Source organism: Blastococcus sp. CT_GayMR16 (assembly GCF_004570875.1).
Lineage (GTDB): Bacteria > Actinomycetota > Actinomycetes > Mycobacteriales > Geodermatophilaceae > Blastococcus_B.
Genome location: NZ_SPQK01000004.1, coordinates 22,363 through 35,754 on the forward strand (window position 1 = coordinate 22,363; position 13,392 = coordinate 35,754).

The window sequence follows — 13,392 nt, forward strand, 5'->3', positions numbered from 1 at the left end:
GCGAGGGAGGACGAGGACGGGGACCTCATCCACGCAGCATCTCCGCCACGAGGAACGCCAGCTCCAGCGACTGCCCGGTGTTCAGTCGCGGGTCGCACGCGGTCTCGTAGCGGCTGTTCAGGTCGTCGTCGCTGATCTCCATGGCCCCGCCGAGGCACTCGGTGACGTCCTCGCCGGTCAGCTCCACGTGGATGCCGCCCGGCCAGGTGCCCAGCGCCCGGTGGACGTCGAAGAAGCCCAGCACCTCGTCGACCACGCGGTCGAAGTGGCGGGTCTTGTAGCCCGACGGCGACTCGTGCGTGTTGCCGTGCATCGGGTCGCACTGCCACACGACCTGGTGGCCGCTGGCGGTGACCTTCTCGACGATCGCCGGCAGGACGTCGCGGATCTTGCCGTTGCCCATCCGGCTGATCAACGTCAGCCGACCGGGGAGGCCCTCCGGATCGAGGCGCTCGACCAGCTCCGTGGCCTGCTCGGGCGTCGTCGTCGGGCCGATCTTGACGCCGATCGGGTTGGCCAGCTTCGAGACGAACTCGATGTGGGCGCCGTCCATCTGGCGGGTGCGCTCCCCCACCCACAGGAAGTGCGCCGACGAGGCGTACGCCCGGCCGCCGTGCACCCGCAGCAGCGCCCGCTCGTAGTCGAGGATCAGGGCCTCGTGGCTGTTGTAGAGCTCCACCCCGCGCATGGCCTCGGAGTCGATGCCGCAGGCCTTCATGAAGGCCAGCGCCCGGTCGATCTCGCGGGCGATGACCTCGTACCGCACCCCGGCCGGGGAGTTGGCGACGAAGTCCTTGTTCCAGTCGTGCACCGCGTGCAGGTCGGCCAGACCGCCCCGGGCGTACGCCCGGATCATGTTCATCGCCGCGGCCGAGTTCGCGTAGGCACGGACCAGCCGGTACGGGTCGGGGATCCGCTTCTCGAGCACCGGCGCCAGGTCGTTGACCATGTCGCCCCGGTAGGACGGCAGGCCCAGCGCGTCGGTCTCCGACGAGCGCGGCTTGGCGTACTGCCCGGCCACCCGGCCCACCTTCACCACGGGCACGCTCGCGCCGTAGGTGAGGACGACGGCCATCTGCAGCAGCGTGCGCGTGGTGCTCTGCAGGTGCGCGTCGGTGTTGAGGTCGAAGGTCTCCGCGCAGTCGCCGCCCTGGAGCAGGAACGCCTTGCCCAGCGCGACGTCGGCGAGCTGGGCACGCAGCGTGTCGATCTCGGCGGGCGCCACGATGGGCGGCACGGTCGAGAGCGTGTCGAGGACGGCGTCGAGCGCGGGCCGGTCCGGCCAGCGCGGCTGCTGGGCGGCGGGGAGATCCCGCCACCGGTCCAGACCGGGGACCAGCTCAGCAGATTCGGGGAGACTCACGCCCACGAGAGTACGGCGTTCAGGCCCCGTCCCGAGGCTCGCCCCGAGCCTGCGAGGGGTGAGGAGGACGGGGTCCTCCTTCAGCCGAAGAAGACCTCGGCCTCCGCGTACCGCTCGGCCGGCACCAGCTTCAGCTGCGCGGTGGCCGCGCTCAGCGGCACCCGCACGATGTCGGTCCCGCGCAGCGCGACCATGACCCCCGACTGCCCGTCGTGCACGGCGTCGACCGCGGCCAGCCCGAAGCGGGTGGCGAGCACCCGGTCGAACGGCGAGGGCGTGCCGCCACGCTGGATGTGCCCGAGGACGACGGCCCGCGCCTCCCGGCCGGTCCGCTCCTCGATCAGCGAGGCCAGTGCCGCGCCGATGCCGCCGAGACGCACGTGGCCGAAGGCGTCCTTCTCCCCCGTCGTGAGCGACAGGTCGCCGTTCTTCGGCTTCGCGCCCTCGGAGACGACGACGATCGGCGAGTAGCCGGAGTCGAAGCGGTGCTGGCAGTGTGCGACGACGGCGTCGACGTCGAACGGGTTCTCCGGGATCAGGATGACGTTGGCGCCCCCGGCCATGCCGGCGTGCAGCGCGATCCACCCCGCGTGCCGCCCCATCACCTCGACGACGAGGGTGCGGTGGTGGCTGTCGCCGGTGGTGTGCAGCCGGTCGATGGCCTCCATCGCGACGCCCACGGCCGTGTCGAAGCCGAAGGTGTAGTCCGTGGAGTCCAGGTCGTTGTCGATGGTCTTCGGGACGCCGACGACGCGCACCCCCGCCTCGGCCAGCTTGGTGGCGACGCCCAGGGTGTCCTCCCCGCCGATCGGGATCAGCGCGTCGATGCCGAGCCGTTCGAGACTGGCCATCACCCGGTCCGGCCCGCCCTCGACGCCGTACGGGTTGGTGCGCGAGGTGCCGAGGACGGTGCCCCCGCGCGGCAGGATCCCGCGGACCGCGTGCAGGTCCATGGGCACCGTGTCGCCCTCGAGCACGCCCCGCCAGCCGTCACGGAAGCCGATGATCTCGTCGTCGTGCTCGGCGATCCCCTTGCGGACGACCGCCCGGATGACGGCGTTGAGGCCTGGGCAGTCGCCGCCGCCGGTCAGGATGCCGATGCGCATGGAGTTCCTCCGGGAAGGAGTCGGGGCCGGACGAGGTTGGACGGCGTCATGATGCCGCAGGTCACGACCACACATGCAGGTTCGTCATGATCGCCGTCACCGGAGCCACCGGAGCACTCGGCCGGCGGGTCGTGGCGCGACTGGCCGCCGCGGACGTCGTCCCCCTCCGGCTGGTGGTGCGCGACGCCGCTCGCGCCCCCGACGTGCCGGGCGCCGAGGTCGTGGCGAATCCCGGCGGCTACGCCGACCCCGAGGGGTTCCGGGCCGTGCTGGACGGCGTCGACACCCTCTACCTGGTCTCCGCCGCGGAGGCAGAGGACCGCCTCCAGCAGCACGTCGACGCCGTCGATGCGGCGGTGGCGGCCGGCGTGCGGCGGATCGTCTACACCTCGTTCCTCGGCGCGACGCACGATGCGGTGTTCACGCTGGTCCGCCAGCACGCCGCGACGGAGGACCGCATCCGGGAGAGCGGCGTCCGCCACACCTTCCTCCGGCACAGCCTGTACGCCGACTTCGTGCCGTTCTTCGCCACGCGGGAGGACGGCCGTGCCGTGATCGCCGCCCCGGCCGGCGAGGGCCGGACCAGCTTCGTCTCCCGCGACGACCTGGCCGACGTCGGCGCCGCCGTCCTCCTCGACGACTCCGGTCGATTCGACGGCCAGGCCCTCGAGGTCACCGGGCCGGAGGCGCTGTCGATGGCCGACGCGGCTCGCGTGCTCTCCGAGGTCACCGGGGTCCCCACCGAGTACCGCGCGCAGACGGTCGAGGAGGCGTGGGCGACCCGTCGTCCGTCCGGGCACCCGGACTGGGAGATCGAGGGCTGGGTGACGAGCTACCTGGCGATCGCCGCCGGCGAGCTGGCAGCCGTCACCGATGTGGTCCCTAGCGTGACGGGGCACCCGGCCCGCACGGTGGCCGAGCACCTGCACGCCCATCCGGAGGACTGGGCGAACCTGCGCTAGACCCCGACGGTTCCGTCGATCCCCTCGCGCAGGAGGTCGGCGTGCCCGTTGTGCCGGGCGTACTCCTGGATCACGTGCAGCATCACCAGGCGCAGCGAGTACACGTCACCCGATCTCCGGTCGACGCCGGTCACGTCGAGGGACGGCGCCGCGCGCTCGATCCGGCGGGCGTGCTCCACCTCCGCCTCCCAGGCCGCGAACGCCTCGTCGCGACTCGCGCCCGACGCGTCGTAGGCCACCTGGAAGTCACCGTCCGGTGACCAGACGAGCGGGATGTCCTGTCCGTCGATCACGCGGCGGAACCAGGATCGCTCGACCTCGGCCAGGTGCCGCACCAGGCCGAGGAGGGAGAGCGTCGACGGCGGCATGGAGCGACGACGGAGGTCCTCGTCGGCCAGTCCGTCGCACTTGGTCGCCAGCGTCGCCCGGTGCCAGTCGAGGCAGGCGCGCACCGTCTCGCGCTCGCCGCCGACGAGGGGTGGCTCGATCCGCCTGGTGGTCATGGGGCCATCCTCCCGGGCGGGTGATGTCGGTCCGGTCACGGTCGGGGCCGGGACGTACCGGCATGCGGTCCGCCTGCCGAGTAACGGAACGACAGCAGGATCCACTGAGCTGCCGACGAGACCGGGGAACCGCACCGTGCGTTCGACAACCTTGCCCGACTGGGCCGTGCCCGCCCACTGGGGTATCCGCAGCAAGGTGGTGGCGCTGGCGCTGGTCAGTGTCGTCGTCACCGGGACCGCCATGGCCGGTGTCAGCGCCTGGCAGAGCGGCCGGTTCGCCGACGTCGCGCGGACCGACGTGAGTGCGCTCGTCGAGGAGGACATCTCCCGGACCGCGGCCGGTGTCTACGACGTCGTGGCCACCCAGGGCGCCTCGACCGCGGCGAAGGTGGACGCCGACCTCGCCGTCGCCCAGTACGTGCTCGCCGAGGCCGGCGGGTTCGGCGTCGACGACGACCCCGAGAACATCGTCACGTGGGACGCCAAGAATCAGTTGTCCGGCGAGGTGACGCCGATCGAGCTCCCCCGCGTCCTGATCGGCGAGGAGGGGCTGGCCAGGAACAGCGACGTCGCCGTCCCGACCCCGGTCGTCGACACGGTCAAGTCGATGGTCGGCGGGACCGCGACGATCTTCCAGAAGACCCCGGCCGGTGACTTCCTCCGGGTCGCCACCAACGTCCAGGCCGCCTCCGGCGCGCGGGCCATCGGCACGTTCATCCCGGCCGTCAACCCGGACGGCAAGCCCAACCCGGTCGTCGCCACGGTGACCAGCGGCCAGACCTACCGGGGCAACGCCTTCGTCGTCGACTCCTGGTACGTCTCGGCCTACACGCCGCTGGTGGGCCCTGCCGGCGACGTCGTCGGCATGCTCTACGTCGGCCAGAAGCAGGAGAACCTGCCCGCTCTGCGGGAGAGCCTGAACGCGACCTCCGTCGGCGAGAACGGCCACGTCGAGGTGTACGGCGGCACCGGCGACCGCGCCGGCACCGTGCTGATCAGCCCGGACGGCGCCCTCGACGGCGAGAACCTGCTCGACGCCGTCGACGCCGACGGAGCCCCGTACGTGCAGCAGCTGGTCGAGGCCGCCGTGGCGCTCCCGGCCGGCGAGCTGGCCACGATCCGCTACGTCGACCCGGAGGCCGGCGCGACCACCGTGCGCCTGACCTACTACGCCCCCTGGGACTGGGTCATCGCGACCGTCGCCCGGGACAGCGACTTCTCCGGCCCGGTCGAGTCGATGGAGAGCGGCCGCAGCTCGATGCTCACGGCCCTGCTCGTCGCCGTCCTGGTCATCGCCGCCATCGGCGGCGCCGTCTCGTACTGGATCGGCCGCCGGCTGACCGCCCCGCTGGTGGATCTCCGCGACCGGATGGCCGAGATCGCCGACGGGGAGGGCGACCTGACCCAGCGCATGGACGACTCGCGCTCGGACGAGGTCGGCCAGCTCTCCGGCGCCTTCAACCGCTTCGTCGACAAGGTGGCCGGCACCGTGCGCGACATCGGCTCCTGCGCCCGCGAGGTCGCCACGTCCGCTGCGGGGGTCTCCGGCGTCGCCGACGGCCTCGCCGTGCGGGCCGCCCGTAGCCGCGACCAGGCCCAGGGCGCCCACCAGGTCGCCGCCGAGATCAGCTCGAGTGTGTCCGCGGCGGCGTCCGGGGCGTCGGAGATGGGCACGTCGATCTCCGAGATCGCCCGCAGCGCCGCCGACGCCGCGGAGGTGGGCCGGCAGGCGGCCGACCTCGCGCAGCGGACCGAGGCGACCATCGCCGCCCTGGGCGCGAGCTCCGCCGAGATCGGCGACGTCGTCAAGGTGATCTCCGGCGTCGCCGGGCAGACCAACCTGCTCGCGCTCAATGCCACGATCGAGGCCGCCCGCGCCGGCGACGCCGGCAAGGGCTTCGCCGTCGTCGCCAACGAGGTCAAGGAGCTGGCCCAGGAGGCCGGCCGGGCCAGCGAGGAGATCGCCCAGCGCGTGCAGGGCATCCAGGCCGAGACGACGGCGGCCGTGCGGGCCATCGCCCAGATCGCCGAGGTCGTGGCAACCATGAACGACCACCAGACGACGATCGCCAGCGCCGTCGAGGAGCAGACCGCGACGACCGGAGAGCTGACCCGGAGCGTCGCCGCGGCCGCCGAGGGAGCGGGCACGGTCACCACGACGCTGACCTCGGTCAGTCAGGACGCCGAGGACAGCGCCCAGGACGTCGACCGGGCACGGACCGCCGCCCGCGAGCTGGACGCCCTGTCGGCCGAGCTCAACCGGCTCCTCGGAGCGTTCACCGTCTGAAGAAGGACCCCCTCCCCGAGCCCTTCGCAGGCTCAGGGGCACGCCCGGAGGGAGCCATCGCGGGGTCACGGGAGGGCCTACATCCTCGCCTTGTGTGTGCTCGGCCGGATCGGTAGACCCCGGTGGTGGACACCGACGAGCTGCTCGCGACCATGCCCTTCGCCGTCGCCACCGGGGTGCGGCTCGACCGTGCCCGGCCGGACGAGGTGACCGGCCACCTGCCCTGGGCGCCGGAGCGGTGCACGGCCGGCGGCGTGCTGCACGGCGGTGCGTTGATGACGCTGGCGGACTCGGTCGGCGCCGTCTGCGCCTTCCTCAACCTGCCGGCCGGCGCGTCGACGGCGACGGTGTCGTCGTCCACGTCGCTGATGCGGGCGGTGCGGAGCGGCAGCGCGCGTGCCGTTGCCCGACCGCTCCACGCCGGCCGGTCGTTCGTCGTGGTCTCGGTCGACCTCAGCGACGACGACGGACGGCGGGTCGCGCAGGTGACCCAGACCCAGGCGGTCCTGACGGCCTGAGCCGGTCAGCCGGCCGCGGCGTCCATCGCGTTCCACCGGAGGAGGTTGTAGCGGGCGTCGACGAGGGCGTCGTGCGTGCCGGGTGGCTTGGGCGGGAGCGCGGGCTGTCCCAGGTCGTCCCAGCGCTGGCGCAGCTCACGGGTGAACCGCGGGATCGGCCGCGGCAGGGCCGGCATCGCGCCCCACAGCTGGCAGAGGGCGACGTGGTCGTACGCGCCGAACCAGGCCCAGAGCTCGATCTCCTCGCCCGGCGCGGTGAGGAACGACAGCAGCTCGTCGCGGATCCGCTGCCTGCTGCGCCAGGCCTTGTCCGCCGGGGAGGGCAGCTGGTCGAGCACGTTGCGCCGCACCCACGGGATGGCCTTGTCGGGGTCGAACTCGGTGCTGACCGCGTAGAACTCGCGGCCGGTCTCGTCGACGACGCCGATCGAAACCAGGTCGATCGTGGTGCCGTCCTCGATGAACTCGGTGTCGTAGAAGAAGCGCCGCACGTGGGTCACGGTAGGCGGCGCTAGTTTCACGCCCATGCCCGTACTCGCCATCGACGCAGGAACGACCGGGGTGACCGCGCTGGTCGTGGGCGAGCAGGGCGACGTCCTGTCCCGCGGCTACCGCGAGTTCGCGCAGCTGTTCCCCCGCCCCGGGTGGGTCGAGCACGAGCCCGACGACATCTGGACGGCGACGGTCGCCGCGTGCCGCGAGGCGATGGCGGGTGCCGACGAGCGCCCGACCTGCATCGGCATCACCGACCAGCGCGAGACCGCGGTCGTGTGGGACCGGCGCACGCTGCACTCGCCCCGCCCGGCCATCGTCTGGCAGGACCGGCGCACCACCGCCATCTGCGACCGGCTCCGGCCCGACGAGGAGCGTGTCTCCGAGCTCACGGGTCTCCGGCTGGACCCGTACTTCACCGGCACCAAATACGCCTGGCTGGCCGAGCACGAGCCGCAGCTGTGGGCCGGTGTACGGGACGGCTCGCTGGCGCTCGGGACGGTCGACTCCTACGTGATCGCCCGCCTCACCGGCGGCGCCGCGCACGTCACCGACCCGAGCAACGCCAGCCGGACGCTGCTCTACGACATCGGCAAGGGCGCCTGGTCCGACGAGTTGTGCGACCTGTTCGACGTCCCGGCGTCCGCGCTGCCAGAGGTCGTGCCGAGCTCCGGCGTCGTCGGAACCACCGACCCCGACGCCTTCCTGGGGCTCTCGCTGCCGATCGCCGGGATCGCCGGCGACCAGCAGGCGGCCCTGTTCGGGCAGGCCTGCTACTCCCCCGGGATGAGCAAGTGCACCTACGGCACGGGCTCCTTCGTGCTCACGAACACCGGCTCCACACCGGTGCGCTCCGACGCCGGGCTGCTGACGACCGTCGCGTGGGATCTCGGCGCCGGCCTGGTCTACGCCCTCGAAGGCGCGATCTTCGTGACCGGCGCTGCCGTGCAGTGGCTGCGCGACGGCCTGGGGCTGATCGACTCCGCCGCCGAGATCGAGGGACTGGCCCGCACCGTCCCCGACTCCGGCGACGTCGTCTTCGTGCCCGCGCTCACCGGCATGGGCGCCCCGCACTGGGACCCGCACGCCCGCGGCGCGATCGTCGGAATCACCCGCGGCACCACGCGCGCCCACCTCGCGCGGGCAACCCTGGAGGCGATCGCCTTCGAGGTCCGCGACGTGGTCGACGTGATGGTCACCGAGGCCGGGCTCGAGGTGCCGGAGCTGTCGGCCGACGGCGGGGCCAGCGCGAACGACCTGCTCCTGCAGCTGCAGGCCGATCAGCTCGGCGTCCCGGTCCGCCGTCCGAAGGTCACCGAGACGACCGCCCTCGGGGCGGCGTTCCTGGCCGGACTGGGTACCGGGGTGTGGGGCAGCACCGACGAGCTGGCGCAGACCTGGGCCCTGGACCGCCGGTTCGAGCCCGAAGAGGGACGACGGGACGACGGCCGGCACGACCGCTGGCGCGACGCCCTCCCCCGCGCCGGGAAGTGGACCTCCTGACCCCGCCGGTGCTCACCGGCCGACTCGTCCTGCCGGTGGTCACCGCCGCACACGTCGCCGCGGTCACGTCGGGACGGCGGCTGCCCGCATGGGCGCCGGACTTCCCGTCCGAGGGCGACCGCGTGATCGCCGGGATGCTCGACCGCGAAGGGGTGCCGGCCGGCGCGGACGCGCACTTCGGCCAGCGACTGGTGGTCGAGCGCGAGACAGGGCTCACCGTGGGCGGGGTCGGGCTGTTCGGTCCGCCGAAGGACGGGCGGGTCGAGCTCGGCTACGGGATCGTCGAGTCGCGCCGCGGCCGCGGGTACGCGACGGAGGCGGCGCGCGCGATGGTCGAGCTGGCCCTCGGTCTTCCGGGGGTCACGGAGGTCGTCGCGGGCGTCGACCCCACCAACGGCGCATCCGTCCGCGTGCTGGAGAAGGCCGGGCTGACCTTCCGTTCGGACGACGGCGACGAGTCGCGTTACTCGATCGTCAGCGGTCGTCGTTCTCCGTCAGCGGGATGACCCAGGGACGCCGTTCGGCGATCAGGCCGTCGCAGGCCCTTACGCGGCGGGTGAGTTCTTCGCCTGGGCTCCGATCGAGTTCTTCCCGAACTCCTGCCCGTTCAACGCGGCGATGTCGCGCTCCAGCTGCGGGACCCGCTTCGCCGACACCGCCATCGCGACCTTCTCCGCGAGCACGCCGGTCACCATCTGCCGCAGCGCCGAGACCACCGCGACCGAGCCGGGCACGAACACCCGCCGGCGCCGGGTCTCCAAGTTCTCCGCCAGCGCCTGGGCGCAGACCTCGACGGACGTGAAGGCGCCCAGCGGGCCGGGGAGCTGCTTGCGGGTGGCCTTGAACGTGGGCAGCGCCTCCTCGGTGTCGCGCACGAGGTCGGTGTCGATCCAGGTCGGGTGGGCGCTGGCGACGGTCACCCCGCGGTGGGCGACCTCCAGCCGCAGCGCGTCGCCGAACCGCTCGAGACCCGCCTTGGCCGCGCAGTAGGCGCTCATGCCGGGGAGCACCGTGAAGGCCGCCGCCGAGCTGATCAGCAGGATGTGGCCCTTGCGCTTCGCGATCTCGGGGAGCGCCGCGTGCGCGGTGAGCATCGACCCGATCAGGTTGACCTCGATGGTGCGGGCCAGCGAGTGCGCCGATGCGGTGTAGACCGTCGTCAGCGGCGCGATGCCGGCATTGGCGACGGCGATGTCGAGGCCGCCGAACGTCTCGACCGTCCGCTGCACCGCGGCCTTCAGCGCCTCGGGGTCGGTGACGTCGGCCTCGACCCACAGGTGCTCCGGCCCGAGCTCGTCGGCGACCGCGGCCAGCCGCTCCGGCTCCAGCCCGACGAGAGCCACGCGCGCGCCCCGTGCGGCCGCCTTGCGGGCCAGCGCGGCACCGATGCCGCGGGCGGCCCCGGTGATCAGCACCGACTTTCCGACCAGGGAGGTACGGGAACGCGCCATCGATTGCTCCTCGGGGTCGAGCGCTCGAATTGAGCACTGCTCGCAGGCCGTTGTAGCTTGTTGAGCGTTGCTCAGCAAGCCGGAGGAGTCCAGTGACCAGCACGCTCGAGACCCAGCCCGCCGCCGCGCCCGGGCCGGCCGCCGCCGCCGTCCGTGAGGTCCGCGTCGCGATCATCGGGTCCGGCTTCGCCGGCCTCGGCATGGCCATCGCACTCCGGCGGCGGGGCGAGCACGACTTCGTCGTCCTCGAGCGGGCTGACGACGTCGGCGGCACCTGGCGGGACAACACCTATCCCGGCGCGGCCTGCGACGTGCAGTCCAACCTGTACTCGTTCTCCTTCGCCCCGAACCCGGACTGGCCGCGCTCCTACTCCGAGCAGCCGGAGATCCAGGCCTACCTGCAGGCGACCGCCGACCGCTTCGGCGTCCGCGAGCACTGCGTCTTCGGCGCCGACGTCACCTCGGCCCGGTGGGACGACGCGTCCCGGCGCTGGCAGGTCCGGACGACGGCCGGCGAGTTCCGCGCCCAGGTGCTCGTCTCCGCCGCGGGTGCGCTGGCCGACCCGACCTATCCCGACATCCCGGGTCTCGACGGCTTTGCCGGCACGGTCATGCACTCCGCCCGCTGGGACGACTCGCACGACCTCACCAGCGAGAAGGTCGCCGTGATCGGCACCGGCGCCTCGGCCATCCAGGTGGTGCCGGCCATCCAGCCGATCGTCGACAGCGTCGCGGTCTACCAGCGGACGCCGGCCTGGGTGGTCCCCCGCACCGACCACCCCGTGAAGCCGCTGATGCGCACGCTCTACCGGTTCGTCCCGGGGCTGCAGCGCGCCGTCCGTTCCGCGTTGTACCTCTTCCGCGAGTTCCTCGTCATCGGCATGGCCAAGCAGCGCCGCTTCCTCAAGCCGGTGGCCAAGCTGGCCCGCACCCACCTGCACCGCCAGGTCCGCGACCCCAAGCTGCGCGCGGCGCTGACCCCGGACTACACGATCGGCTGCAAGCGTATCTTGATCAGCAACGACTACTTCCCCGCCGTCGCGGCACCCAACGCCGAACTGGTCACGGCCGGGATCGCCGAGGTGCGCGAGCACTCGATCGTCGACCGGGACGGCATCGAGCGCCCGACCGACACGATCGTGCTGGCCACCGGCTTCCACGTCACCGACCTGCCGATCGCCGAGAAGATCTGCGGTCGCGGCGGGACGTCGCTCGCCGAGGTGTGGTCCGACGGCATGGTGAGCAACCGGAGCAGCACCGTGGCCGGCTTCCCCAACCTGTTCCTGCTGGTCGGGCCCAATGTCGGCGTCGGCCACACGTCGATGGTCTACATGATCGAGTCGCAGGTCGCCTACGTCGACGACGCCCTGCAGACCATGGACGCCGAAGGCCTCGAGGTGCTGGAGACGACGGAGCAGGCGCAGCAGGCCTACCGCGACCTGATCGCCGAGAAGTCGAAGGGCACCGTGTGGCTCGCCGGGGGCTGCGCCAGCTGGTACCTCGACAAGCACGGGCACAACACCACGCTCTGGCCCGATTTCACGTTCCGGTTCCGCAGACTCACCCGCACGCTCGACCGGGAGAACTACGTCGGCACCCCCGCCGCCGCGCCGGCCGGCACCCCGGAGGTGGCCGCGTGACCGCCGCAGCGCCCACGACGGCGACCGCGTCGACGGTGTGGCGGCGCGTCGCCGCCGTCCGCACTCCCGACGGTGCCCAGCTGCACGCCACGGTCGACGGCTCCGACGACGCCCCGGTCACCCTCGTCCTGGCCCACGGCTGGACGCTGGCCCAGGCGGCCTGGGACGACGTCGCCGACCTGCTCGCTCCCCGCATCGCCGCCGGGGACCTCCGGCTCGTCCGGTACGACCAGCGAGGGCACGGGCGCTCCACCTGGGGCAGTGCTCCCGATGTAGCCCCCATCTCGATCGACCAGCTCGGACAGGACCTCGGCGAGGTGCTCGAGCAGCTGGCCCCCGACGGGCCGGTCGTGCTGGGCGGGCACTCCATGGGCGGCATGACGATCATGGCCCTGGCCGCCGCGCGCCCCGAGCTGTTCGGCGACCGGGTCCGCGGCGTGGCCCTCGTGTCGACGTCCGCCGGCGATCTGTCCTCGGACCCGCGCAGCGCCGCCGGGCGGATGGCCCGGCTGAAGCCCGGAATGCTGAACGCGCTCCTCGGGGGTGCCCGCGTCCTGGAGCGGCTGCGCCAGCTCCTGCCGCCCGATCACCCGCGGCACCAGAAGATGGTCCGCGGCCTGCTCTACGGCGCCGACGCCACCGACGAGATGGTCGCCACCGGGGCGCGGATCATGCACGCGTCGACCGTCCGCTCGTTCATCGCCTTCATGCCGGCCCTCGACGACCACGACAAGCGCGAGGAACTCACCGCCCTCACCCAGGTGCCGGTCGAGATCTTCGTCGGCGACAGCGACCAGCTCACGCCCGGGCGGCACAGCCGACAGCTCGCGGAGGCCCTTCCCGACGCCCAGCTGCACGTGGTCGAGCGGACCGGGCACATGCTGACCCAGGAGCGCCCGCAGCTCGTCGTCGACGCGATCGAGCGGCTGCTGACTGCGGCCACCGCCGAGCGGGCGGTGAGCAGGATGGGCCGGTGACGGCCTCCCCCGCTCCTGAGCCGATCCGCCTGCGGCGTTCGGCCGGGGACCGGCGGGCACAGCTGGTGCAGATCGGCCTCGAGCTGCTGCCGACGACGCCGGTCCAGGAGCTCACGATCGACGAGGTTGCCCGGCGTGCCGGGATCAGCCGCAGCCTGCTGTTCCACTACTTCGCCACCAAGCGGGAGTACTACACCGCGGTCACCCGTGCGGCCGCCGACCTGCTGTGGGAGCACCTGCTCCCCCGGCCCGGGACGCCGCGGGACGAGCTGGTCCCCGGGATGCTGGACCGCTACGTCGGCTGGGTCGAGACCTTCCGGGACACGCACCTCGCCTTCGTGCGCGGCGCGGCCGGCGGCGATCCGTGGGTGTCGGAGGTCTACGAGGAGACCCGCGCCCGACTGGTGGACGTCGCCCTGGAGGCCCTGGACCTCCCGGACGACGCCCGCCGTCGGCAGGTGGTGCTCGCCTGGTTCGCCTTCACCGAGGACCTGGTCGGGCAGTGGACCCGCGAGCCGACGATGTCGCGGGCCGAGCTGCTGACCCTGCTCCGCGACGTCCTGGACCGCCTCACCACGTAAGGAGCTCTC

At 72.8% G+C, this 13,392-nt stretch carries 13 protein-coding genes; 8 read left to right on the top strand and 5 right to left on the bottom strand.

The genetic code is table 11. From position 1 onward, the window contains the following. Nucleotides 1-25: 25 nt before the first annotated feature. On the bottom strand, nt 26-1,363 hold the full coding sequence (locus E4P38_RS06500; protein WP_135130966.1) for a 3-deoxy-7-phosphoheptulonate synthase class II: 1,338 nt from the start codon (nt 1,361-1,363) through the stop codon (nt 26-28). Nucleotides 1,364-1,443: 80 nt separating this feature from the next. Further along, nucleotides 1,444-2,469, bottom strand: coding sequence for a 6-phosphofructokinase (locus E4P38_RS06505; RefSeq protein ID WP_135130967.1), 1,026 nt, complete (start codon nt 2,467-2,469; stop codon nt 1,444-1,446). Nucleotides 2,470-2,555: 86 nt separating this feature from the next. On the opposite strand from E4P38_RS06505, the gene E4P38_RS06510 reads away from it, so the two are divergent. Beyond that, nucleotides 2,556-3,431 (top strand): SDR family oxidoreductase, encoded by an 876-nt coding sequence (locus E4P38_RS06510; protein WP_135130968.1) that lies wholly within the window; start codon nt 2,556-2,558, stop codon nt 3,429-3,431. Here the strand turns inward: E4P38_RS06510 and E4P38_RS06515 are convergent. Continuing rightward, complete coding sequence (locus E4P38_RS06515; protein WP_135130969.1) at nt 3,428-3,934, bottom strand: DinB family protein; 507 nt, start codon at nt 3,932-3,934, stop codon at nt 3,428-3,430. The genes E4P38_RS06510 and E4P38_RS06515 overlap by 4 nt on opposite strands. A 136-nt stretch (nt 3,935-4,070) precedes the next feature. Between E4P38_RS06515 and E4P38_RS06520 the strand changes: the two genes are divergently transcribed. Together E4P38_RS06520 and E4P38_RS06525 are read left to right on the top strand one after the other, a co-directional pair. After that, nucleotides 4,071-6,221: a methyl-accepting chemotaxis protein gene (locus E4P38_RS06520; protein WP_245160840.1), complete on the top strand. Its 2,151-nt coding sequence runs from the start codon at nt 4,071-4,073 to the stop codon at nt 6,219-6,221. A 125-nt stretch (nt 6,222-6,346) separates the two neighbouring features. Further along, nucleotides 6,347-6,739 carry a PaaI family thioesterase gene (locus E4P38_RS06525; RefSeq protein ID WP_245160841.1) on the top strand — a complete coding sequence of 131 codons (393 nt, stop codon included), beginning with the start codon at nt 6,347-6,349 and terminating at the stop codon, nt 6,737-6,739. A gap of 5 nt (nt 6,740-6,744) precedes the next feature. Here the strand turns inward: E4P38_RS06525 and E4P38_RS06530 are convergent, their stop codons facing one another. Next, entirely contained in the window at nt 6,745-7,230 is a 486-nt protein-coding gene (locus E4P38_RS06530; RefSeq protein ID WP_245160842.1) for a polyadenylate-specific 3'-exoribonuclease AS, read from the bottom strand. Nucleotides 7,231-7,264: 34 nt separating this feature from the next. Here E4P38_RS06530 and glpK point away from each other — a divergent pair, with 34 nt between their 5' ends. Together glpK and E4P38_RS06540 are read left to right on the top strand one after the other, a co-directional pair. Beyond that, nucleotides 7,265-8,734 (top strand): glycerol kinase GlpK, encoded by a 1,470-nt coding sequence (glpK, locus tag E4P38_RS06535; protein ID WP_135130971.1) that lies wholly within the window; start codon nt 7,265-7,267, stop codon nt 8,732-8,734. Then, entirely contained in the window at nt 8,722-9,240 is a 519-nt protein-coding gene (locus E4P38_RS06540; RefSeq protein WP_209308975.1) for a GNAT family N-acetyltransferase, read from the top strand. The genes glpK and E4P38_RS06540 overlap by 13 nt, the downstream gene beginning before the upstream one ends. 39 nt (nt 9,241-9,279) lie before the next feature. On the opposite strand, the gene E4P38_RS06545 is transcribed toward E4P38_RS06540, so the two are convergent. Continuing rightward, a complete protein-coding gene (locus tag E4P38_RS06545) occupies nt 9,280-10,185 on the bottom strand; it encodes a short-chain dehydrogenase/reductase (RefSeq protein WP_135130972.1) in 906 nt (301 codons plus the stop codon). Between the two features lie 92 nt (nt 10,186-10,277). Here E4P38_RS06545 and E4P38_RS06550 point away from each other — a divergent pair, with 92 nt between their 5' ends. Genes E4P38_RS06550 through E4P38_RS06560 form a run of 3 tightly spaced genes read left to right on the top strand, consistent with a single transcriptional unit; the run spans nt 10,278 to nt 13,383 of the window. Continuing rightward, a complete protein-coding gene (locus E4P38_RS06550) occupies nt 10,278-11,825 on the top strand; it encodes an NAD(P)/FAD-dependent oxidoreductase (RefSeq protein ID WP_135130973.1) in 1,548 nt (515 codons plus the stop codon). Then, entirely contained in the window at nt 11,822-12,802 is a 981-nt protein-coding gene (locus E4P38_RS06555) for an alpha/beta hydrolase (RefSeq protein WP_167760472.1), read from the top strand. Before E4P38_RS06550 ends, E4P38_RS06555 begins: the two co-directional genes overlap by 4 nt. Next, a complete protein-coding gene (locus E4P38_RS06560; RefSeq protein ID WP_135130975.1) occupies nt 12,799-13,383 on the top strand; it encodes a TetR/AcrR family transcriptional regulator in 585 nt (194 codons plus the stop codon). Before E4P38_RS06555 ends, E4P38_RS06560 begins: the two co-directional genes overlap by 4 nt. The last annotated feature ends 9 nt before the right edge of the window (nt 13,384-13,392 follow it).